This is a genomic window from Aquimarina sp. 433 (genome assembly GCF_054054605.1).
In genome coordinates, this window is sequence record NZ_JBSWZK010000012.1 from 120,396 (window position 1) to 143,576 (window position 23,181).

The following is a 23,181-nucleotide window of genomic DNA, read 5'->3' on the forward strand; positions in this document are numbered from 1 at the left end:
CCTGTGAAAGAGTATAAGCTAGAATCATTGATTTATTATTCTAAACTAACTAGAGATAAAGAGCATATCCTAAAAGCATCTTCAAAGGATATTCAAGAAAAATTAGATGAGTATTCTAAAGATGGATGGAGATTGGTGTCTACTGATGTAGAAGATTTTGGGATAGGAATGTATTTTTACTTATACTTCGAGAGAGATCGAAAAAACTAAACAAACAATAGAAATATAATGTATACTAACATTCTCACATCTTATAATGAAGGTGTAACTACAATTACAATCAATCGACCATCAAAACTTAATGCATTAAACAAAGAGACCATTCAGGAATTGCACGATGCTTTTGATACTGCAAATAAAGATGCCAAAACCAAAGTAATTATTGTTACTGGAAGCGGTGAAAAAGCTTTTGTAGCTGGTGCTGATATTAGTGAATTCGCTAATTTTTCGGTAGAACAAGGAGGTCAATTGGCAGCTAAGGGACAAGAATTATTATTTGATTTTGTAGCTAATCTTTCTACACCTGTAATTGCCGCTGTTAATGGATTTGCTCTTGGTGGTGGATTAGAATTAGCAATGGCAGCACATTTTAGAGTTGCTAGTGATAATGCCAAAATGGGATTGCCAGAAGTATCACTTGGCGTGATACCAGGATATGGGGGGACTCAAAGATTACCACAATTAATTGGTAAAGGAAGAGCTATGGAAATGATTATGACAGCAGGGATGGTGGATGCGAATCAAGCATTAAATTATGGTTTAGTGAATCATGTAGTTTCTCAGGAAGAATTAATTCCTCTTGCCGAAAAACTAGCCAGTAAAATTATGAGAAATTCTTCGGTAGCGATAGGAGCAGCAATACATGCTGTAAATGCTGCTTATGAAGATGGTGTAAATGGTTTTACAACAGAAATTCAAGAGTTTGGAAAATGTTTTGGAACCTTGGACTTTAAAGAAGGAACAACGGCATTCTTGGAAAAGAGAAAAGCTGATTTTCCAGGTAAATAAAAGAGGTGATACATCATACCTTGTATTTCGTTTTCTCCGTTTTGTTTTTGGTTTTACCCAGTTATGGACAAGATGAAAATAATATACCTACAAATCCTCAAGATTCGATATCGAATCTTGAGGGTGTTAAAGCTAGAGGATATTCCAGTACTTACAAAAGATTCTCGATTAGAGCAGGAGCTGGTTTTCAAGACTCTTTTTATTCAGAAATAGGGATAGCGCGACATACATGTACCTATAGTGATGTTGGGTTTTTTGCGAATGATTATTACCTTTCTTTCGCTTGGAATTTATCTTCAAACGATGATATTTTTAGTTTAAAAACAGGTTATCAAATCAATATTATACCGTTGTTGGCTTTGGGACTAGAAACTAAATATCAAACAAATTTTAGTGAAAATGATCTTGTAATTACTCCAAAAATCGGTTTAGGTATTTTTGGTGACATCTATCTTTTTTATGGATATAATGTATCTACTAATAATTATCCTTTTCTGGATATTGGGAAGCATCAATTCTCTTTTGTTTTAAATATACACAAGAACTTTCTACGTTATTTATAAAAGTTCATTTCATCAATATATTCCCATACCTCTTTTGGTAGTAATGGTCTTATATTTTTAGCTTCTGGAATTGCTTTACGTATAAAAGTGGAAGATATCTCCATAATAGGAGCATTGATTCTATGAATTTTTGGGTGATCTTCGAATTGATGTTCTGTCACTCCTTCAGAAATTCGAGGGTACACATATAGATGATGATCCTCTAGAATCACCTCGTAATTTTTCCACTTATGAAAGCTTTTAAGATTATCCTCTCCCATAATCAAATGAAATATATCATTGGGATACTTTTCCTGAAGATGTGCAAGGGTATGAACCGTATAATTAGGCTGAGGTAATTTAAACTCAATATCACTGGGACGTAATTTTGGATACGATTCGGTGGCGCGATAGACCATCTCTAAACGATGATTATTATCTAATAGTGAGTTTTTCTTTTTAAATGGATTATGAGGAGTAACTACCATCCAAATTTCATCCAAATCAGAATATTCAGCCATATGATTAGCAATTGCTAAATGACCAATATGGATAGGATTAAATGTTCCGAAGTATAAACCTATTTGTTTCATGAAAAATGATAATTTTTCATTCCCTTGAAGAAGGGAATATATTCATTATAAGTTTTATCCTAAAATAAATTTTTTAACCAAATGCAGCACTTCTTCCTTGGCTTTTTCTAAATCATCATTAGTTACGATAGCGTCAAATTGAGGAGCAGTAGCCATTTCTGTAGAGGCTTTGGCCACACGCATATTGATTTTATCTTCTGATTCTGTTTTACGTTTTTTTAAACGAATTTTTAATTCTTCAATACTCGGAGGTTTTATAAAAATAGCCAATGTGCGATCCGGATAAATTCTTTTGATATCTAATCCACCAACAACATCAATATCAAAAATTACATGTTTTCCTTTGTCCCAAATTCGTTGTACTTCCGTTTTTAGTGTTCCGTAAAAATTGTCTCGATATACTTCTTCCCACTCTAAAAACTCATCTGCTTTAATCTTGTCTTTAAACTCTCTTAGCGATAAAAAATAATAATCTTTTCCATGTATTTCTCCTCCACGAGGTTCTCGAGAAGCGGCAGATATAGAGAAATCAAGATTTAATTCCTCTTTATGAAGTAAATATTTAACTAATGTAGTTTTACCACTACCAGAAGGAGCGGATAGTACGATAAGTTTTCCTTGTTTCATTTATATAAATTTTACCAATAGGGTAAAGAATTCGTTTATTTATCGATTTGTTGATTAGAATATGATAAACAAATACTTATAAAATATTGAGCAATTGTTCTTTAATCTTCTCTAATTCGTCTTTCATCTGTACCACCAATTGTTGCATTGGTGCATAATTAGATTTACTACCAATTGTATTGATTTCTCTTCCGATTTCTTGAGTTATGAAACCTAATTTCTTACCATTAGAATCTTTTGTATTTATGGTAGTTGTAAAATATTCCAGATGATTTGCTAGTCTTACCTTTTCTTCGGTGATATCAAATTTTTCTAAATAATATACAAGCTCTTGCTCAAATCGATTTTCATCTACTTGTTCCTTTAACTCGGATACCGCTTTATGTAATCGTTCTCTAACAGATTCCATGCGTTCAGGATCTATTTTGATTACTTTTTGTAATAGCTCTCCAATATTTTCGATCCTAATCTTGAAGTCTTTTTCTAGTGCTTTCCCTTCATCATTTCGATAACTCTCTATAGCATCTAGTGCATCGTTTAGACCTTTTGTTATAGCAACAAATTCTTCTTCATCAATCTCAGCACGTTCTGTTTTTAAAGCATCAGGCATGCGTACAGCCATTTTTATGATTTCTAGCCTATCACCTGGGTTATGAATAGATTCTAATTGCTTAACATAATCCATTAAAATATCTTTGTTGATTTTAGTGGAATTTTCTTCACCGGTTACCTCTACGTATAAGCTAAAATCTACTTTTCCTCTTACCAATGTTTTGGCGATGGTCTTGCGCATTTCTAACTCTTTTTCTCGGTATTGAGAAGGTATCCTAGCATTTAAATCTAGATTTTTACTGTTAAGAGATTTTACTTCTATTGTGATTTTCTTTGTGGGTAGTTGAAGGATCGACTTCCCAAAACCTGTCATGGATTTAATCATATGCTTATATCGGTACTCGGTTAAAAAATTACACGAAGATACGAACTAATTGTGAATGAAGAATTAGGAATATAAATAGATAAGTGTAAACACTATAAAATCTTATATTTTATGTAAAGAATCTTCGGAAACTTCCTTGTTCATGATGATTTTGTCAATATATTTTCCCTTTTCTAGGAAAAAATTAGGCATTCGTCCAACTTCTGTAAATCCTATTTTAGTATATAAAACTATTCCAGAAATATTAGAAGCGTATACTTCTAACCAAATCAAACGTAGGACTGGATTTTTGATAGCCCAATCCAAAACATTCTGCAAGAGTAATGTCCCAATTCCTTGATTTTGCCATTTAGTATGAATTCCCATACCAATCATAGCAGTATGTTCCATTTTTTTTCTCCAACTACCAGTAAGATCAATATTGCCTACCATATTATTATTTATCATTGCTACAAGAATAATGCTATTCTTTTCTGATAGATACTTTTTGATCATTTCTTTCTCCTGATCGGTGTCATTAGGATATTCGTTTTCGAATAACGGCAGGGTCTCTGTGTTTTTTAAATATTGTAGTTTGAGATGTAATAGTTCTTGAGCATCATCAGGTGTGGCTTGCCTAATGGTAATTTGATGATTGCTTTTAGTGGTATATGTTTTTGAAACGAAATTCAATTAAGCATTCGGATTTTTATCTCTAACTCTTTTGTAAAATTTGATCCCTAACATTAAAAGAACAGCTAATAATAATATTCCGATAACCCCATAAATCCAATTAACGGCATCTCTTACAATAACCAAAAATATTACTGCAAAAAGAATAATAGTCGCACCTTCATTCCATAATCTCATCTGGTTAGAGGACCATTTTACGATTCCATTTTGTAGTTGTTTAAAAATCTGATGACTTTTTAGGTGGTATAACCAAAGTAAAACAACGAACCCTAGTTTTACGTGCATCCAAGGATTATGTAAAATTCCGGGGCGTAATAGTAATAGCCAGATAGCAAAGACGGTTGCCAAAATAGCCGAAGGCCATGTAATAATGAACCAAAGGCGCTTGGCCATTAGTTTTAGTTGGTTGCCTAATATTTCTTTATCTGGAGAAGGTTTTTCGGACGCCTCGATTTGATAAATAAAGATTCGTGGAATATAAAAGAGCCCTGCGAACCAGGTAATCACAAAGATTAAGTGCAGGGCTTTTATGTAGTCATAGTATTCTTGCATGTATTACTCTACAAATAGATAATTAAGCTGCAAGGTATTGAATTCTGTATTAAAGCTTTTTATTTCTTCAGAAATTAATTTGTCAAATAGTGTCAATTGAGTTTCTATCTGTTTAGTTAATTCATTTTTTACAGCAATATCTTGTGCGGTCGGTCCAAAATCTCCCATTCCTACCAGAGAGTTTAGATGACCAAGTTTGTTAGTTAATTTTATTGGGAAATTTAATGGATCTTGACCACTTCTATTTTTAGTTTGGTATAGTGCTTTTTCAATTTCTCCAAATTGTTTTTGTAGATCTTTAGCTTTAGTTACCAAATCTTTTGTTTTCTCATCATCTTTATATTGTTTGGAGAATGATTTAAGCTGAGTGTTGATCTTTCTAATCTTTTTAATAGATTGATGTGCTTTATCCACGGTTTTATTTACATCTGTAATAAAATCAAACTGTTGTTGCATTTGCTGTGGTGTAGCTTCTGCTCTAGGATCTGCTAAAATGGTAAAGGGTTGCGAAGTCTCTTTTCCATTAACATTTAGGCTTACCTTATAGGTTCCGGGGACAGCTTTTGGACCGTCTAGACTTGCCCACCATAAGATCATCCCTTTCAACTTTTCTGCTCCTTTACCGCGCATATTCCAGTTAAATTGATTAGCTCCTTTTTCTAAATCTTTTAACTGGTGCTTTTTCTCTTTGGCACTAGTACTAAACGAAGCGATAGTATCTCCTTTGGTATTAAAATAAGTTAATGAAACCGTGTCTTTCTTCTTATCAAACTTTTTAAGGTTGAAATAAGTGATAACTCCACTAGGATGATTGGTTCCTTCGGTTTTAGAATCTTTGAAACTACCACCACGCATTCTATAGGTGTCTTTTGGTTTAAAAAGAGTGTAGTTTTCCGTTGCTATAGTGTTATTTAATTGATGAAGAACTGTTAAATCATCAATAATCCAAAGGCTTCTTCCTTGGGTAGCTACTACTAAGTTGTTTTCTTTTATAGCTAAATCAGTTATAGGAACAATAGGAAGGTTTAGTTGAAAAGATTTCCAGTTAGCGCCGTCATTGAATGAAATGTACATTCCAGTCTCTGTACCTGCATATAATAATCCTTTTCTTTTCGGATCTGCTCTTAGAACTCTGGTAAAATGTTCACTAGGAATTCCTGTTGTGATTTTTGTCCATGATTGTCCATAATTTGTTGTCTTATATAAATAAGGAGTAAAGTCACCAGATTTATATCGTGTACCTGCAATGTAGCAAGTGCCTTCATCAAAAGCACTAGGTTCAATACTATTGATCATCATCCATTCTGGCATTCCTTTCGGAGTTACGTTACTCCAATTCTTTCCTCCATCTTTACTTACATGAACTAATCCGTCATCACTACCTGTCCATAGCAACCCTTCTTTTAAAGGACTTTCTGCGGCAGCAAAAATAGTACAGTAGTATTCCACCGAAGTATTATCTTGTGTAATAGGACCTCCAGAAGACTTTAGTTTACTAGGGTCATTTCTTGTAAGGTCTGGACTGATAACTTCCCAGCTTTGCCCTTCGTTTTCAGTGACATGAACCTGATTAGAGAAGGTATACAATCTATTTGGATTGTGTTTTGAGAACATAATAGGGAAATTCCATTGAAAACGATATTTCATATCTTCTGCTCCATGTCCCATAGGGTTATCCGGCCATACACTGATGGATCGTACAGTTTCGGTTTTGTGATTTACTCTGGTAAGGAATCCATCATAGCTACCGCCATAAACGATATCATTATTCTTTGGATCTACAGCAATATGCGCGGATTCTCCACCAGCAGTGGACTCCCAATCATCTTCTGAAATGGACCATCCTGTACTTCTGTGATTAATTCGTATAGTGGAATTGTCTTGTTGTGCAGCGTATATTCGATATGGGAAACTATTATCTGTAGTTACTCTATAGAATTGTGAAGTTGGTTGATTATGATAAGTACTCCAGGTTTCTCCACCATCATAAGTAATCTGGGCACCACCATCATCACCTATGACCATTCGTTTAGGGTTTTCTGGGGCTATCCAAAGATCATGATGATCTCCATGAGGTGCTCTAAAACTACTGAAGTTTTTACCGCCATCTTTACTTTTATGATAAGAAACATTTACCACATATACTACATCTTTATCTTTAGGATCTGCATAAATCCTAGTGTAATACCAAGCACGCTGACGAAGACTACGATCGCTATTTAAAAGGTACCAGGTTTCACCACCGTCATCACTTCTATACACTCCACCCTTTTCTTTATTTTCTACAATGGCCCAAACTCTTTCGCTGTTCACTGGAGAAACAGTAACACCAATAATACCAAGAGTGTCTTTAGCAAAACCTTTATTTTTCGAAATTTCCTTCCATGTTTTACCGCTATCTGTACTTTTCCATAAGGCAGATCCATCTCCACCAGAACTTAAACTGTAAGGTGTTCTTCTGGCGTTCCAAGTAGAAGCATATAAGATTCTAGGGTTGTTAGGGTCTAAAGTTAAATCAACCGCACCAGCATTTTGATTCGAAAAAAGTACTTTGTTCCATGTTTTACCACCATCTATACTTTTGTAAACACCTCGATTTTGTGTTGGTTTGTAGATGTTTCCTAAAACACCCGCGTATACGATATCTGGATTGGTTGGATGAATAGCAATTCTAGGAATATGTCTACTTTTTGGCAAACCTGATTGAGTCCATGTTTTACCAGCATCAACACTTTTCCATACACCATATCCTGAAGACACATTTCCTCTAAGTGTTTTTTCGCCACCACCGACGTAGATTACATTTGGGTCACTTTTAGATACTGAAATAGAACCAACAGAACCTCCAAAAAAGCCATCAGATATATTTTCCCAGGTTCTTCCACCATCGGTAGTTTTCCAAACACCACCTCCAGTGGCGCCAAAATAAAATAAATTAGGTTTTCCAGGAACTCCTGTTACTGCAGCACTTCTACCTCCTCGAAAAGGTCCTACTAATCGATATTCTAAGGCGTTATAAAGTTCTTCTTTATACGTTTGTGCATTTACCAATGAAAAATTGCCTATTACAAAAAATGTAATAAGAGTGAGTTTGATGATTCTTGAGTACATTCAGTTGAGTTTATAGTTTACGCCTAGGTGTTGATTAACCACAGTGTAGATTTGATGGTCTACTAAAATCAGGAATAAAAGCGTATTGAAAAAGATTTTCACGTAACTTTAACCTTAGTCTACTGGTTAAGATGAAATCGTGTTACAAGAATAATAGACTATACGCCTTTTGGGAGAACTAGTGTTTTTCTAACTTCTCTGTTTAGATAATAACCGGTGAGTATAGTGGATAATACATCTGCGATTGGAAAAGCAATCCATACACCTAGAACACCAAGAAAAGGAGGTAGCATTAAGATAAGTGGGATTAGAAAAAAACCTTGTTTTGTTAAGCTCAACAATAAAGCAGGAACTACTTTTCCAATAGATTGGAAATAAGCGGAACCGATTAATTGTACGATGATTACAGGAGTAGCTAAAAACACAATTCTTAGGGCTGACGGCGTTCGCTGAAGAATTTCCTTGTTATTAGCAAGTGTTTCAGGATCCAAAGAAGTTTTAGTACTTACGAAAATAGAAATGAATTGGTGTGGAAACACCATTATTATTAGAAATATTACGATAGCTAATATTCCTCCATACGTAATAGATGTATTAATAGATTCTCGAACTCTCTGAAACTTTTCTGCACCATAATTGTATCCAGCAATAGGCATAAAACCCTGATTTACCCCGATAACTGGAAAAAGTGCAAACATCAATACTGTTCTTATGATACCGTAAGAAGCAATGTCTAATTCATCTCCATAATTTCCTAAAACGTTATTAAGTAAAATCCCTAATACCGCAATAGTACCTTGTCTGGCGAGGGTAACAAAACTAAGTCCACTAATTTCGTTTACAATAGATTTTTTTAGCTTAATACATTCTGCATTAAGAGGCAATTCACTTTTTACGATAAAAAACCACAAAATGAAACCAAAGCAAATCGCATAGCTTATAAAAGTAGCCCAAGCTGCACCTTCCATTCCGTATCCCATAATATTAATGAGAATGTAGTCTAGAAAAATATTACCAATAGCGGGTAATATCATTGCAACCATTGCAAATGTAGGTTTTCCTTCTGCTCGGATCACATTATTACCCATCATCGACATAGAAAGCATTACAATGCCATAGAGTACTATTCTGTAATAAATAAGTGCATAATCTTTAAAAGATTCTTCTGCGCCCAAAAAACCTATAAAAAAATCTTGAAAAATTAAACCAATTAAAGCTAATGAACCAGATATTAAAAAAGTTAAGGTGGTTTGATTTCCAAAGACACGTAGCGCTTTATCTCTGTCTCCAGACCCTAATGCTCTTGATAAGACTGAACTCCCCCCAATTCCAATAGCTAATCCAATAGCACCAATAAAAAAGGTAAAAGGAATAACCACTTGAACAGCAGAAATTGCAAGACCACCAATCCAGTTACCTAAAAAAGCAGTGTCTACAATCATATTTAAAGACATTACCAGTATTCCAATAGAGGCTGGTACTGCCTGCTGAATAAGAAGTTTTCCGATGGGTTTAGTTCCTAAAGCTTCAGAGCTTATTCTCGCCATTCTTTATACAGGAATTTTTTCTCCAATCCATTCGTTCACCCAGTTTCCAAGTACATCTGCCCAATCGTCTCGATCATTTAAACAAGGAATTGTGGTAAATTCTTTTCCGCCAACTTCATGGAAAATTTCTTCTCCTTCCATGGCGATTTCTTCTAATGTTTCCAGACAATCCGATACGAAAGCAGGAGTAACAATAGCCATTTTTTTAAGACCTTCTTTCCCCATTCTTTCTATGGTTCTATCTGTATACGGTTGTAACCAGGGATCAAAACCTAATCTGGATTGAAATGTAGTAGAGTAGGTGCCATTTTTTAATCCTAATTTTTTAGCAACCTGAACCGTAGTCATTTCACATTGATGACGATAACAGAATTCATGTTGTACAGACCCCTTCTTAAAACAACATTTGCCATCCATTTTACAATTTCCGTTGCTAATATCGCTTTTTCGGATATGTCTTTCTGGAACACCATGATAACTAAATAAAAGGTGGTCATATTCAACACCTTCTAAATGTTCTGAAATACTGTTTGATAGTACATCTATATATTCCTTTTTGTCATAAAAAGCAGGAATATCAGATATTTTCATATGAGGGAAATGTTCTTTTCTTAATTCTTCGGCAAGTACCAAAATTGTTTCTGTAGTCGCCATTGCAAATTGAGGATATAGTGGTACAATTAATACTTCATCGACACCTTTATCATGCAATTCTTGTAATCCTTTATGGATGCTCATGGAACCATATCGCATTGCCAATCCAACGGGGACATTGGTTCTTTCTGCTACTTTTTTCTGTAATCTTTCAGAAAGGACTATTAGAGGAGAACCCTCTTCCCACCATATTTTTTTGTAAGCAGCTGCGGATTTTTTAGGACGTGTATTTAGAATAATACCTTTTACCAATAATGTTCTAGCCCATAAATGAACGTCAATAACTCTAGGATCCATCAAAAATTCTCCAAGATATTTCTTTACATCCTTGGGATCTGTACTGTCAGGAGATCCTAAATTAACAAGAAGTACACCTTTGCTCATAGTTTATCTTTTTCGAAACGTAAAAATACAAACTATTCAATGGATAGATCATAAAATTATAATAAGACTTAATGATCTAATAATTGATAATAACAATTTTCTTAATAATTCTTGGAATTCGTTTTGGATTAGTTCTTAAAACAATGGAGAGACAAGTTAAAATGTTTTAAACTAAAAGTTCTCAGATAATATTTTCTTATTTTTATAAGATCAAAAAAGCATTGAAATGAAACGTATTATTGTAGACGTAGAAAATGAAAAGTTACCTTTTATTATAGAATTGTTAGAACATTTTGAATTTGTTTCTGTCTTAGCAGATCCAGATGTTGATGATAGAGGAATGTATGACTCTATTGTTTCTCTACAGAAAGGGGAAGGAATTCCAATGAAAGAATCTTAAAATTCTATATTTAGCTTAGATTCATCACGTACTTTTTGGGAGTGGTGCCAAATTTCTTTTTAAAAGCAGCTATAAAATGGCTTGCTGTGCTATATCCTACCTTTAGGCCAACTTCATTTACATTATGACTTCCAGTTGCTAATAACTGGCGAGCTACCTCCATTTTATAATCGAAAAGAAAGGTATATACTGGTTCACCATAGATTTGCTTAAAACCATCTTTGAGCTTACCCAATGGTAGCCCAATTTCTTTGGATAATTCTTGGAGAGTTGGCGGCTCAGCCATTCTGGAAATAATTATTTCTTTAGCCTGTTTTATTTTGAGCACATTTTCTTCATCCACTAGAAAAGGACACTGATCAATATCTGCATCTTCAGGTTTGTTGAAATAAAGGCTCAGTAATTCATACGATTTTCCTTTAAAATATAGGAGTTTAATAGAACGGTGTAGATTGTAATTTAGAATTTGATTTAAAATAACGGTCATAGAAGGAGAAATATCGGCATCCGTGTAGTATTTTTTATCACGATTACCTTCTCCTAAAAATGGAATATAATCTGCTTCTTTAGAGAAAAGAGAATGAAATTTTTTGATGGAAATTAATAGTGAAATGAGAGATGATTCTTTTTCCATTTCCAAGTTCATAGGTAAGTCTCTCTGAGGATTATATAATAAAAGAGATTTTTTATCTGGTAAGGGTATCGAATAGCTCCCGTTATTAAAGTTAAACTTGGTGTTACCTTTTACACAGAAGTGAAATTGAATGTAGCTGCTATTAATGTCTCGTATAATCCTTTGACTATCATTCGTTTCGTTTTGGAACTTAAGTATAAAGAAACCGTCCTCGATCATGGTTTCTTCCATTATGCCTGGAGCGTTATTTTTTAACTGTATTTCCATCTTCTATGTGGTATTTATTTAGAATAAATCTAAATTGATATTTTTGAAATCTATGGTAGCCATACAAAAATAAGTGTTTTTAAGTGATTTTGACTATTTAAAGAGATAAACAACGCATTTCGATACTTTAAAACCTTTAAGCGTTATTTTTTAAACTAGATGTAGGATATTTTTGCTACGGAAAAATTGAGACGGCCCAATGGAACCTCACCTACGTACAAAAGGATCACATTTTTATGCAATTGGTCTCAGCTATAAAAAGGCTGATGCTGAGGTGCGCGGTCATTTTAGTCTTAATGATGAGGCAAAGAGTCTAGTTCTTCAGGAAGCAAAGGAAGACGGTATCGAAGGTCTTTTGGTAATGTCTACTTGTAATCGTACAGAGCTGTATGGTTTTGCGCAACATCCTTTTCAGTTAATAAAGCTTTTATGTAAACATACTGTTGGAACTGTAGAAGAGTTTGAACAGGTTGCTTATGTTCATAAAAATAGCAAAGCTGTACATCATCTTTTTAGAGTAGGAACAGGTTTGGATAGCCAGATTTTAGGTGATTTTGAAATTATCGGACAATTAAAATCCGGATTTCGAACATCTAAAAAGATACAGATGATTAATCCTTTTTTGGAGCGTTTAACCAATGCGGTAATTCAGGCAAGTAAAAGGATTAAAAATGAAACTGAAATATCCAGTGGCGCTACTTCTGTGAGTTTTGCAGCAGTACAATATATTTTAGCTAGAGTTCCTTATGTCTCTGACAAAAACATATTACTTTTTGGAACAGGAAAAATAGGAAGAAACACTTGTGAAAATTTAGTAAAACATACTAAAAATGATCACATTGTATTGATAAATAGAACAAGGGACAAAGCCGAAAGAGTAGCAGGAAAATTTAATCTTATTGTAAAAGATTATGAAACACTCAAAGATGAGGTGAACAAAGCGGATGTTCTAATTGTGGCTACTGGAGCTCAGCAACCAACGATTACGAAGGAAATTATTAATACCAATAAGTCTTTATTGATTTTAGACTTATCAGTTCCAAAAAATGTTCATTCTAATGTGTCAGAATTCCCAAATGTTACTTTAGTGCATATGGATGATTTATCGAAAATCACAGATGATACCTTACAGCGAAGAAGAGTTCATATACCGAAAGCAGAGGTTATTATAGAAGAAGTAAAGTCTGAATTTGATAGTTGGTTAGAAACTAGAAAATTTGCTCCTACCATTAAAGCCTTAAGAAATAAACTAGCCTCATTTAAGGATGCTGAAATCAATTTACAGCGTAAAAAAATGGCAGATTTTAACGAAGAGCAAGCTACGATTATTAGTGATCGCATTATACAAAAAATAACGAATCATTTTGCTAGTCATCTCAAAGATGAAAACACTGCTTCTGAGGAAAGTATTGAATTGATTCAGAAAGTATTCCAAATACAAAATAAATAGTGACACATAAGAAAATCCGCATTGGAACAAGAGACAGTGAATTAGCACTTTGGCAAGCAAAAACAGTTCAGAATAAATTAGAAAAGCTTGGACACGAGACGATCTTGATTCCTGTGAAGTCTACTGGAGATATTATTTTGGATAAACCTTTATATGAATTAGGGATCACTGGCATTTTTACCAAAACATTGGATGTCGCTATGATTAATAACGATATTGATATTGCCGTACATTCTATGAAAGATGTTCCCACGGCCTTACCCAAAGGTATTGTAGAGGCTGCGATTTTGGAACGTGCAAATTCAAATGATATTTTAGTACATAAAGGTGTTGATTTTTTAAATACCAATGGAACAATTGCTACAGGAAGTTTGCGTAGAAAAGCACAATGGTTACATAAATATCCTAAACATTCTGTTGTAGATCTTAGAGGAAATGTAAATACCAGAATGCAAAAGCTACAAGATAATGACTGGAATGGAGCTATTTTTGCGGCAGCGGGATTAGAAAGAATTGACTTAAAACCTAAGGAATATATCGATCTAGATTGGATGATTCCCGCTCCTGCCCAAGGAGCTATGTTGGTAGTAGCCAAAGAAGATGATACTTATTGTCTAGAAGCGCTTGAAAAATTGGATCATGAGCATTCTAAAATATGTGTTCATGTAGAAAGAGAGTTCCTAAGAAAATTAGAAGGCGGTTGTACAGCACCAATTGGAGCTTTGGCAACTATAGAAGAAGATGAACTTCATTTTACTGGAGCATTATTTAGCTTAGATGGTAAGGAGAAGATTGAAGTTGCAGAGACTATTAAATTAGAGTATGTAAATGAATTTGGAATCCGTTGTGCCGAAAGGGTATTAGATAATGGAGGTAAGGAGTTAATGCAAAAAATTAAAGCAGTGTTACAATAATTGAAAGTAGAGCCTACCATATTATCCACAAAAAAATTATCCTATTCGCAAAAAGAATTGTTGTTAAACTCGGGAATCGGATTTGTGGAATATGATGCGATCGAGATTGAATTTTTGAATGTAACCATTGATCAACTCATACAAAATGCAATATTTACCAGCAAGAACGCGGTAAAAGTAATGCTAAATTCTGGAGTTACGATCCAACGATGCTTTTGTGTTGGAGATAATACGAAAAAGCTATTGCAGCAAGGAGGTATCGAGGTGATTGAAGCAGCCCAGAATGCGAAAGATCTTGCCGAAATTATTGTTAGGAATTATCAGCAAGAGAAATTTCACTTTTTTTGCGGAAACCTTAGAAGGGATGAACTACCATCTATTCTTTCTCAGAATAAAATAAGTTTAGAAGAAATAGTAGTCTATAAAACGCTAAAGAAGTCTACAAAAATTGATAGAGTTTTTGATGGAATACTTTTCTTTAGCCCTTCGGGAGTAGAAAGTTATACTTCTACGAATGAGATTAAAGAGAGTATGGTTTTTTGTATCGGAAGTACAACCGCCTCTGAGGCAAAAGCGCATACAGATAATATTATTATTGCCAATAAACCAACCGTAGAGAACGTGATTGTTCAGGCGGTCAAATACTTTGATAAAAGGATATGATAAAAAATGATTTATTTCTTAAAGCTTTAAAAGGAGAAACTGTGGAACGTCCACCTGTTTGGATGATGCGTCAGGCAGGAAGATATTTACCAGAGTTTATGGCTTTGAAGAAAAAATATGACTTCTTTACACGATGTAGAACACCAGAATTGGCTTCTGAAATTACTGTACAGCCTATTGATATTATTGGTCCTGATGCAGCAATACTATTTAGTGATATCTTGGTGATTCCACAAGCTATGAATATCGAAGTACAGATGAAAGATGGAATTGGTCCTTGGTTACCAAATCCCATTCGAACTCAGGCGGATGTTGATCAAGTGGTAGTTCCAGATGTCGATGAAGAGTTAGGATATGTAATGGACGCTATTACGCTTACGAAAGAGAAATTAGATAATAGAGTGCCCCTTATTGGTTTTGCGGGTTCTCCTTGGACGATACTATGTTATGCAGTGCAAGGACAAGGTTCTAAGAATTTTGACAAGGCGAAAGGATTTTGTTTTACTCAACCCGAAGCTGCTCATCAGTTACTGCAGAAAATTACAGATACTACGATTGCTTATTTGAAGAAAAAAGTGGCTACTGGGGTCAATGCAGTGCAAGTTTTTGATAGTTGGGGAGGTATGCTTTCACCTGTAGATTATCAGGAGTTTTCCTGGAAATATATTCAGCAGATAGTAGACGCTTTAAAAGATGAAACGGAAGTAATCGTTTTTGGAAAAGGTTGTTGGTTTGCTTTGGGTGAGATGGCAAAATCAGGTGCATCAGCATTGGGTGTAGATTGGACTTGTTCTGCAAGAAATGCAAGATATCTTACAGGAGGAAATATAACATTACAAGGTAATTTTGACCCTTCTAGACTGTTATCACCGCCGTCGGATATTAAGAAGATGGTCAAACAAATGATCGATGAGTTTGGTAAAGATAAATATGTTGTGAATCTAGGACATGGAATTTTACCAAATATTCCAGTGGATAATGCGAAGGCATTTGTAGACGCAGTAAAAGAGTACAAAGGGTAATAATGACAATAGTAAGCCTAATCAAACGTCTTAATATTAGGCAATTGTTTAAGGTAATAGGCTTGGGTTTACAAAAACCGTTGTATATTATTCCGACATTTATTGCTACAAAAAGAACCTTAGCTATCTGTGATTCTTTATACGAAGGTGAACATCATTTTCATGGAAAAGCAAATGCGTTTAGGCATTGCTTATGGAATGTACTTATATGCCAAAGAGTGTTGAAAGTTTCGGGAGATGCTACTAAATCTGAATATTGGGCAAAAAGAATAACTGATTTGCATGAAAAGTTAGCTCCAAATGAACCTTTGGAGCAAGCTATGGATTTACATAACAACGAGCTTGGCAGGATATATTTCAAAAAATTAAAGGATGCTACAGAAGGAGAAATTATTAGTTTTTTAGAATTAAAAATTAAAAATGCCAAAAAAGTGTTAGAGGTATCTAAATTGCATAACTATTCGAACGATTTGGTTTATATTGAGGAGGATTAAGGTATTATTATGAAAGTATAGTAGTCTACAGATGATGAAGAATAAACTTAAACTTTTTTACAAGAACTACTTGAGTCTCAAGAAAAGCTGGTCTCCACAACAAAATTTACTATACGGCTTTTTTACTTATGTTCTGGTTGGTTTTTGTTTGCTTTGTTTTCCGTTATTTCAAAAAGTATCTATACCTGTTCTTGATAACCTTTTCATGGCTACATCTGCAGTTTCTACAACAGGTTTAATTACAGTTGGTATTGCTGATAGTTATAATTTTTTTGGTCAATTCATTATATTGATTCTTTTTCAATTAGGAGGTATTGGTTATTTAACTTTTACAACATTTATGATTCTTTCAACTACCAGAAAGATAACGCATTGGCATAAAACACTATTAACTTCCGAGTTTACCTTACCTCAAACAATAAGGGTAAAAGACTTCTTAAAATCTGTTATTTTCTTTACTTTTTTTATGGAGATTTTGGGAAGTATTCTGTTTTTTATTGCTTTTAAAATAGAAGGAATGTCTACAGGAATAGCATTGTGGAATGCAGTTTTTCATAGTGTAAGTGCTTTTTGTACAGCTGGGTTTAGTCTGTTTAATACTGGATTTACGGAATATGTTGATAATACTTTTATGAATGCTATTATTGCTTTTTTAGCTATTTCGGGATCTTTGGGTTTTATTGTGGCCACAGATTTTACTCTTAGACTAAAAAAAAAGTCACATAGAATTAGTTTTACTACTAAAATAGTATTGATAGGTTTCATTATCTTATTAAGTTTTGGTTTTGTGTTTTTCTATTTTTTTGAGCCAGAGATATATGGACTTCCAATAAAAGAGAGAGTATTAGCATCTTTCTTTCAAGTTATGAGTGCTATGACTACAGTTGGTTTTAATACAGTTGATTTTGGGGCTTTTGTCTTACCAATGTTGTTGGTTACTACGATATTGATGTATATTGGAGCTTCTCCTTCAGGAACAGCCGGAGGAATGAAAATAACTACATTAACAGCGGTTTTTTCAATAATGAAAAGTAGACTGAAAGGAAGAAAAAGGATCACCTTTTTAGGACGAACAATTCCTTTTGAAAGATTGTACATAGCAACTTCATCCTTTATTTTTTATACAACCTTAATATTTCTCGGAACATTTATTTTATCTTTTACAGAATCTTTTAGTTTTGAACAAATATTGTTTGAAGTTGCATCAGCGCTTGGAACAGTCGGATTAAGTACTGGGATTACCTCAGAACTAAGTGAAATAGGGAAATTGATCATTATAATTTTAATGTTTATAGGTCGATTGGGAGTTCTTACTTTTGGATTAGCAATATGGTCTAAAAGTGTTGTAAATGGAGAAGATCAGGTGCCAGAGGAAGATATTGCTGTGTAAATTTTGAAACAAATTTGTTTAAAACACTACTTATAAGGAGTTAACCAATTTGTAGTATCATGATTAAAAATATAATAAACGGTATTAAAGCGTATTTCGGCAGTTTTGGATTGATTTCTAAATTAGGCTTATGGAAGTATTTTGCGATCCCGATTTTGATCAGTTTTCTAACAGGAATCTTGTTTTTTGCGCTTTCGTGGTTTTTGTCTGATCCGCTAGGAGGATTTATTGCAAAAGCATGGGTATGGGATTGGGGTTCTGAAACTTTTGCAGTTATTAGTAAATATTTTGGCATTTTGTTGATATTAGCTTTAGGACTGGTCTTATACAAACATATTGTAATGGCATTATCAGCACCTTTTATGAGTCCTGTTTCTGAAAAGGTGGAAGCACATATTTTAGGAGATCAGCATAAACATCATGCGCACCGTAATACTTCGTTTAGAGAACAGTTGATACGAGGTATACGTATTAATGTTAGAAATTTATTTAGAGAACTATTGTTTATTATTCCACTGCTTATTCTTAGTTTAATTCCAGTGGTAGGAATAATAGCAACGATTTTAATATTTGCAGTTCAGGCTTATTATATTGGTTTTGGCAATATGGATTACACAATGGAGCGTCATTTTAAATACAAAGATAGTATTGAATTTGTTCGTAAAAACAGAGGCACTGCTATTGGAAATGGAATTGTATTTATGTTAATGTTGTTCATCCCAATAGTAGGATTTATCATCACATTACCTATATCTGTAGTGGCTGCTTCTACAGAAACAGTGACAATATTAGATAAAAAAGGTTTGATTCTTAAGGAATCTTTTGAAGAAGTTTCAAAAATTGAAGCATAAAAAAATAAATGAAACAAGTTATAACAGATTTGATATACATCAGAATTAGTAATGATGAGTTTCATTTGGCTTTTAGAATAATATAAAAATACATGAAAGAAAAATTTTATCAGTATATCCAGGATTTACAAGATACTATTACTACAACACTTGAGAAAATAGATGGAGAGGCAACTTTTAAAGAGGATATCTGGAAAAGAGAAGAAGGTGGTGGTGGAAGAACTCGAGTGATTGAGAATGGAGCGGTCTTTGCAAAAGGAGGAGTAAATATTTCGGGAGTTCATGGTAAACTGCCAAAAGCAATGCAAAGTTACTTTAATGTAGGAGATGTCGATTTTTTTGCTTGTGGTTTATCACTGGTTTTACATCCAAATAGCCCAATGGTACCTACAGTTCATGCAAATTGGAGATATTTTGAAATGTATGATGAAGAAGGTACCATAGTAGATAGTTGGTTTGGTGGGGGACAAGATCTTACTCCGTATTATTTGTTTGATGAAGATGCCAAACATTTTCATCAGGTTTGTAAATCAGCATGCGATAAACATGATTTAGATTTTTACCCATTATATAAAAAGAAGTGCGATGAATACTTCTACAATGCGCACAGAGGTGAAGGAAGAGGAGTGGGAGGCTTGTTTTTTGATTATTGTAAAAAAACGGATAATATAAATATGTCTCAATGGTATGAGTTTGTAACTGAGGTTGGAAACAGTTTTCTAGAGGCTTATGTTCCTATTGTAGAGAAAAGAAAGGAAATATCCTACACAACTGACCAAAAAGATTGGCAAGAGATTCGCAGAGGAAGATACGTAGAGTTTAATTTGGTGCATGATAAGGGAACATTATTTGGATTAAAAACAAATGGAAGAATAGAAAGTATATTAATGAGCTTACCACCTCAGGTACAGTGGAAATATGATCATCATCCTGCTAAAGGAAGCGAAGAGGCGCGTTTACTGGAAGTGTTAAAAAATCCTATTGAGTGGGTGTAATCTTACGAAAAAGGAGGTGAAAAACGGTAATTATTAAAAATTCACTCGTTAAAGTGCTTAAAAATTAGGATAAAGTGTTGATTATAAGGATTTTTTTATTACCTTGCGTCAACTAATGTGGCTTAATGTATAATTATTAACCGATTAATACCCAAATTTGTATGAAAAAAATTCTACTATTGTTATTAACTGTCATCTGTATTACGGGATGTGAATATTTTTCCGGCGGTGGTAGTTCGAAACCCAAATTTGCTAAATTTTCAAAAAATACCATAACGTTTCGTAAGAATACTATTATGCTTACGAAAGGGTACGAGAAAACAACTCCTGAGGAATTTAAAGTAAGACTAGATTCACTACAAGATAGTCCTAAGTTTAAAAAGATTGCTTTAGAAGAATTAAAGAAGATCGAAGATAAAAATGTTGATTTCCAATTATTCGTTGATGAAAGAAATGTAGAAAATTACGTTTTTATCTACGCTTGCGATTATTATCAATTAGATGAGCACAGAGCGGCTACAGTAGTAGAAGCTTTAAGCAGACAACTAAAAGATGAGGCTCAGAGTCAAGACGTACGCTACAAAAGAATACACGGAAGATTTTTCTTTACCCCAACTTCAAAAATCGTGAAGTTAAAGTATCTGAAAGGATATAAAATGGAAAAGAAATATCAAGCAGAATATATTGTTGCTTCCAGATCAGGAGGAATTGGATTACTTATTAGTAACCTTGAAAACGTAGATTTTGAAAGTTCTATTAAACGACTTGCTTCAAAATAAGAAGAAGAAGAATTTAATTGGGTTTTAATACAACTTATAAAAAAGGTATTGATTTTTATCAGTACCTTTTTTAATTATTAGAGAATTACTAAAATTCAAACATGTGAAAAGATTTATTTTATTAATGATATGTATTGGTTTTATGAGTTGTGCTAAAGAAGTAGAACCAACTCCTGATAATATCAATAAAATATTTGCTTCGCAGGATTTTACATTTGAGTTCCATCAATCTGGTGAGTCCAAAAAATCTATAAGTTTTAGAAATGACTATCTGGTTTATAAAAGTGATGCACCCACATTTAGGAGAGAGATTACCTATGATGAGGTACTACTAATAAATGATTTTATACAGAATATTGTAAATCTGCACCAAAATGATGTAGACGAAGCATCTTCATTCTACGTAGTTAAAAATACTGCTTATACCACTACCATTTTTCCTAAACAGGAGGATTTATATTTCGAAGCACTATTAAAAACACTAAAACTAGTTAAGTAATAACTTTCTGCATTACTTTGTTTTCATAGCTATGCATTTCCATATCAAAGAATGCATTACCAATGACAACGAACTGTTGTTTTTCGTAAAAGGAAATAGCTCTATTATTTTTTATATACACCCAAAGCCAGTACTCATTCTGGCCTTTGTTCTTCAGTTCTGTTTCAACAGACGCAATCAATCCGTTGCCTATTCCTTTTCCGAAGAACCAATCTAGAACATATAACTTCCCTAATTCTGGAGGAACGATATTTCTTATTGGGCATGTACTATCATATACAATTTCTGCTACTCCCACTGGATTATCTTTATAAGTAGCAACGATCATTGAGTTCTCTTTTTCAATAGTATTTTTAATTGCTTCCACAGAGAATTTTTGTGATACAAAATTGGCAAACTCGTGGGTGATTCCTTCTACAGCATAGGTTTTCATATATACTTGCTTAAAAAGAATAGAAAGTTGTAATGCATCTTCTTTTTTAGCTTTTCTGAAAAGTATTTCAGACTTCATATTAGGATAAGATTTTATGAATTGGAGTATTATTCTTCGATTTCATCATCGATAGCCTTAAACTGCTTTATAGCTGTATTAGGTTCGATAATGTTGTATCCTTTCCAGAAATCAGGATTGTATTTGGATAAATAGGTAGATTGTACGTTTTTATTTTCTTTACTGCTTTTATATTCGCTTTCGGTAATTGTTTTAGCATCAAATACAATAACTTCATATTTGTTTTTCGCGTAGCTAATTACATCTAGATCTAACGATACCTGATTTTGCTTGTTTCTCCCTTTTACATACTTATTTTTTTCGATAATACTTAAAGGCCTATCAACTCCGAATTTGTTTTCTGTTACTTTTTCGATAAACTGTACATCATACTTGCCATCACTTCCTTTTTTAAAGATGGTGGTACCACTGTATCCATTTTCCTGAAAACTAAGTCCAAGTAGGTTAAAGCTTCTTAATCGTTTTACGTTTTGATAATCAATTCGGATTATTGCAAAATCTTCGGTATTTACATATAAAGTACCTTTAAAATCACCTCTTCTTTTGGGAGTAAACTTAATAACATATACTCCAACATCATCCAAGATGGTATAATCCACGCGTTCGAACTCGTATCGCCCCGAATTTTTAATCACATTTAGCTTGGTATCAGATTGATAAAAAGTCTGATTAAAAAGGTTTTTAAGGTTCATTTTTCTGGATTTGAAAAACAAATTTTCCTTTGGATTGTCAATGCCATCAGCAATATCCTTTGCGTCTTGATTGTTTTTTAAAATAGAATCTACCTGAACCTTTTGGCTAAACAATCCAGATCTAATTTTGATATATGAATTGGGTTTTACATTGTCTTTAAAAATTTTCTCCATCTTTTTGAAAATCCCCTCTATAGAACCATTATTATTTTTGTCATACAAGCGGGCTCCTTTAATTACTCTTAGTTTTTGTTTGTCTTCATTTCCATAAAAATCACATAATGCTTCCGCATAAAAAACAGAGTTCTTTGGAATCACTTTGGAGATACTATCTATCAATTTTTCATCAATTTCTTCAATCGTAGATTTTTTGAACTCAAGATCCATTTTTTTGATGAAGTTGGTATTGGTTTCTCTAAAGAAGAGTCGTTTTTTAGATAAGTCAGAGCGATAATTGTCTTCCATATTATCGTCTACATTATCAATGATATCATCAATATCCAGGTTTTTGTTGGATATAAATACACTTTTAAGCTCTATAGCTTTTGGTTCTATATAAATGATACTATCAGTGATGCTTTGCACAGATACACCTACAGTTGCATATCCCATGGAAGAAATGTAAATAGAGTCTATTTTTTTAGATTGAATATCATCCAGCGTAATATTGAAGCTTCCTTCTTCATTGGTAACCACACCTTCATTTTTTCCAATCTGTATGGTTGCATAAGGGATTGGTTGATTGGTTTTTTTATCGACTACTTTAGAGCGTATCGTTTGCCCAGTTGCGGTAAAAAAAATGAACCCTAAACCAATAAGTAATAATGTAATCTTATTCTTTTTCATAAATCAGTAGATTCGTAAAATTACAGGATAAAAGTCTAACTTCTATTGTATCTATTACATAGTTACAACTAAAAACTATACCAATATGGTAATTTATTCTTAAAATAAGACGAATATCTTATTGGTTCAAAGGTCTGGATAGTATAG

Annotated in this window: 25 protein-coding genes; 14 read left to right on the forward strand and 11 right to left on the reverse strand. The window is 33.5% G+C overall.

Annotated features, from left to right (window positions below):
* The first annotated feature begins 3 nt into the window (after positions 1-3).
* From ACWNT5_RS21090 to ACWNT5_RS21100, 3 genes are read left to right on the forward strand one after another with little or no spacing between them, the layout of a single operon-like run.
* Complete coding sequence (locus ACWNT5_RS21090) at positions 4-210, forward strand: DUF4177 domain-containing protein (RefSeq protein ID WP_456518493.1); 207 nt, start codon at positions 4-6, stop codon at positions 208-210.
* A 15-nt stretch (positions 211-225) separates the two neighbouring features.
* Entirely contained in the window at positions 226-1,008 is a 783-nt protein-coding gene (locus ACWNT5_RS21095) for an enoyl-CoA hydratase/isomerase family protein (RefSeq protein ID WP_456518528.1), read from the forward strand.
* A 5-nt stretch (positions 1,009-1,013) separates the two neighbouring features.
* Entirely contained in the window at positions 1,014-1,571 is a 558-nt protein-coding gene (locus tag ACWNT5_RS21100) for a hypothetical protein (RefSeq protein WP_456518494.1), read from the forward strand.
* Here ACWNT5_RS21100 and nadD read toward each other — a convergent pair.
* The 8 genes from nadD to hemH all read right to left on the reverse strand — a co-directional run bounded on the left by nadD (position 1,562) and on the right by hemH (position 10,627).
* The gene (gene nadD, locus ACWNT5_RS21105; protein WP_456518495.1) at positions 1,562-2,143 is read right to left on the reverse strand and encodes a nicotinate (nicotinamide) nucleotide adenylyltransferase; all 582 of its coding nucleotides are present in this window, start codon (positions 2,141-2,143) and stop codon (positions 1,562-1,564) included. The two genes, ACWNT5_RS21100 and nadD, sit on opposite strands and share 10 nt — an antisense overlap.
* Positions 2,144-2,197: 54 nt before the next feature.
* On the reverse strand, positions 2,198-2,770 hold the full coding sequence (gmk, locus tag ACWNT5_RS21110) for a guanylate kinase (RefSeq protein WP_299608875.1): 573 nt from the start codon (positions 2,768-2,770) through the stop codon (positions 2,198-2,200).
* 76 nt (positions 2,771-2,846) lie between these two features.
* Positions 2,847-3,707, reverse strand: coding sequence for a YicC/YloC family endoribonuclease (locus tag ACWNT5_RS21115; protein WP_299900612.1), 861 nt, complete (start codon positions 3,705-3,707; stop codon positions 2,847-2,849).
* Between the two features lie 102 nt (positions 3,708-3,809).
* A complete protein-coding gene (locus ACWNT5_RS21120; RefSeq protein ID WP_456518496.1) occupies positions 3,810-4,379 on the reverse strand; it encodes an N-acetyltransferase family protein in 570 nt (189 codons plus the stop codon).
* Positions 4,380-4,931 (reverse strand): CopD family protein, encoded by a 552-nt coding sequence (locus ACWNT5_RS21125; RefSeq protein WP_456518497.1) that lies wholly within the window; start codon positions 4,929-4,931, stop codon positions 4,380-4,382.
* 3 nt (positions 4,932-4,934) lie between these two features.
* Positions 4,935-8,042 (reverse strand): VPS10 domain-containing protein, encoded by a 3,108-nt coding sequence (locus ACWNT5_RS21130; protein ID WP_456518498.1) that lies wholly within the window; start codon positions 8,040-8,042, stop codon positions 4,935-4,937.
* Between the two features lie 158 nt (positions 8,043-8,200).
* Positions 8,201-9,589 (reverse strand): MATE family efflux transporter, encoded by a 1,389-nt coding sequence (locus ACWNT5_RS21135; RefSeq protein ID WP_456518499.1) that lies wholly within the window; start codon positions 9,587-9,589, stop codon positions 8,201-8,203.
* Positions 9,590-9,592: 3 nt separating this feature from the next.
* On the reverse strand, positions 9,593-10,627 hold the full coding sequence (gene hemH / locus ACWNT5_RS21140; protein WP_456518500.1) for a ferrochelatase: 1,035 nt from the start codon (positions 10,625-10,627) through the stop codon (positions 9,593-9,595).
* A gap of 226 nt (positions 10,628-10,853) precedes the next feature.
* Between hemH and ACWNT5_RS21145 the strand changes: the two genes are divergently transcribed.
* Positions 10,854-11,027: a hypothetical protein gene (locus tag ACWNT5_RS21145; RefSeq protein WP_343910768.1), complete on the forward strand. Its 174-nt coding sequence runs from the start codon at positions 10,854-10,856 to the stop codon at positions 11,025-11,027.
* A 10-nt stretch (positions 11,028-11,037) separates the two neighbouring features.
* Here ACWNT5_RS21145 and ACWNT5_RS21150 read toward each other — a convergent pair whose 3' ends face one another.
* Positions 11,038-11,928 carry a helix-turn-helix domain-containing protein gene (locus ACWNT5_RS21150; protein WP_456518501.1) on the reverse strand — a complete coding sequence of 297 codons (891 nt, stop codon included), beginning with the start codon at positions 11,926-11,928 and terminating at the stop codon, positions 11,038-11,040.
* A gap of 199 nt (positions 11,929-12,127) precedes the next feature.
* On the opposite strand from ACWNT5_RS21150, the gene hemA reads away from it, so the two are divergent.
* The 10 genes from hemA to ACWNT5_RS21200 all read left to right on the forward strand — a co-directional run bounded on the left by hemA (position 12,128) and on the right by ACWNT5_RS21200 (position 20,985).
* Complete coding sequence (hemA, locus tag ACWNT5_RS21155) at positions 12,128-13,378, forward strand: glutamyl-tRNA reductase (RefSeq protein WP_456518502.1); 1,251 nt, start codon at positions 12,128-12,130, stop codon at positions 13,376-13,378.
* Positions 13,378-14,292: a hydroxymethylbilane synthase gene (gene hemC, locus ACWNT5_RS21160; protein WP_456518503.1), complete on the forward strand. Its 915-nt coding sequence runs from the start codon at positions 13,378-13,380 to the stop codon at positions 14,290-14,292. Before hemA ends, hemC begins: the two co-directional genes overlap by 1 nt.
* Entirely contained in the window at positions 14,293-14,955 is a 663-nt protein-coding gene (locus ACWNT5_RS21165; protein ID WP_456518504.1) for a uroporphyrinogen-III synthase, read from the forward strand.
* Positions 14,952-15,977, forward strand: coding sequence for a uroporphyrinogen decarboxylase (gene hemE, locus ACWNT5_RS21170; protein WP_299608846.1), 1,026 nt, complete (start codon positions 14,952-14,954; stop codon positions 15,975-15,977). Before ACWNT5_RS21165 ends, hemE begins: the two co-directional genes overlap by 4 nt.
* A 2-nt stretch (positions 15,978-15,979) precedes the next feature.
* A complete protein-coding gene (locus ACWNT5_RS21175; protein ID WP_299608844.1) occupies positions 15,980-16,471 on the forward strand; it encodes a DUF6973 domain-containing protein in 492 nt (163 codons plus the stop codon).
* Positions 16,472-16,505: 34 nt separating this feature from the next.
* Positions 16,506-17,861: a TrkH family potassium uptake protein gene (locus ACWNT5_RS21180; protein ID WP_299609188.1), complete on the forward strand. Its 1,356-nt coding sequence runs from the start codon at positions 16,506-16,508 to the stop codon at positions 17,859-17,861.
* A gap of 59 nt (positions 17,862-17,920) precedes the next feature.
* On the forward strand, positions 17,921-18,712 hold the full coding sequence (locus tag ACWNT5_RS21185) for an EI24 domain-containing protein (RefSeq protein WP_299608841.1): 792 nt from the start codon (positions 17,921-17,923) through the stop codon (positions 18,710-18,712).
* Positions 18,713-18,804: 92 nt separating this feature from the next.
* Complete coding sequence (gene hemF / locus ACWNT5_RS21190) at positions 18,805-19,707, forward strand: oxygen-dependent coproporphyrinogen oxidase (RefSeq protein ID WP_456518505.1); 903 nt, start codon at positions 18,805-18,807, stop codon at positions 19,705-19,707.
* 161 nt (positions 19,708-19,868) lie between these two features.
* Complete coding sequence (locus tag ACWNT5_RS21195) at positions 19,869-20,486, forward strand: hypothetical protein (RefSeq protein WP_299608834.1); 618 nt, start codon at positions 19,869-19,871, stop codon at positions 20,484-20,486.
* 103 nt (positions 20,487-20,589) lie between these two features.
* Positions 20,590-20,985 carry a hypothetical protein gene (locus ACWNT5_RS21200; protein ID WP_299900649.1) on the forward strand — a complete coding sequence of 132 codons (396 nt, stop codon included), beginning with the start codon at positions 20,590-20,592 and terminating at the stop codon, positions 20,983-20,985.
* Here the strand turns inward: ACWNT5_RS21200 and ACWNT5_RS21205 are convergent.
* Positions 20,978-21,496 (reverse strand): GNAT family N-acetyltransferase, encoded by a 519-nt coding sequence (locus tag ACWNT5_RS21205; protein WP_456518506.1) that lies wholly within the window; start codon positions 21,494-21,496, stop codon positions 20,978-20,980. The two genes, ACWNT5_RS21200 and ACWNT5_RS21205, sit on opposite strands and share 8 nt — an antisense overlap.
* A 29-nt stretch (positions 21,497-21,525) precedes the next feature.
* Positions 21,526-23,034, reverse strand: coding sequence for a carboxypeptidase-like regulatory domain-containing protein (locus tag ACWNT5_RS21210; protein WP_456518507.1), 1,509 nt, complete (start codon positions 23,032-23,034; stop codon positions 21,526-21,528).
* Between the last annotated feature and the right edge of the window lie 147 nt (positions 23,035-23,181).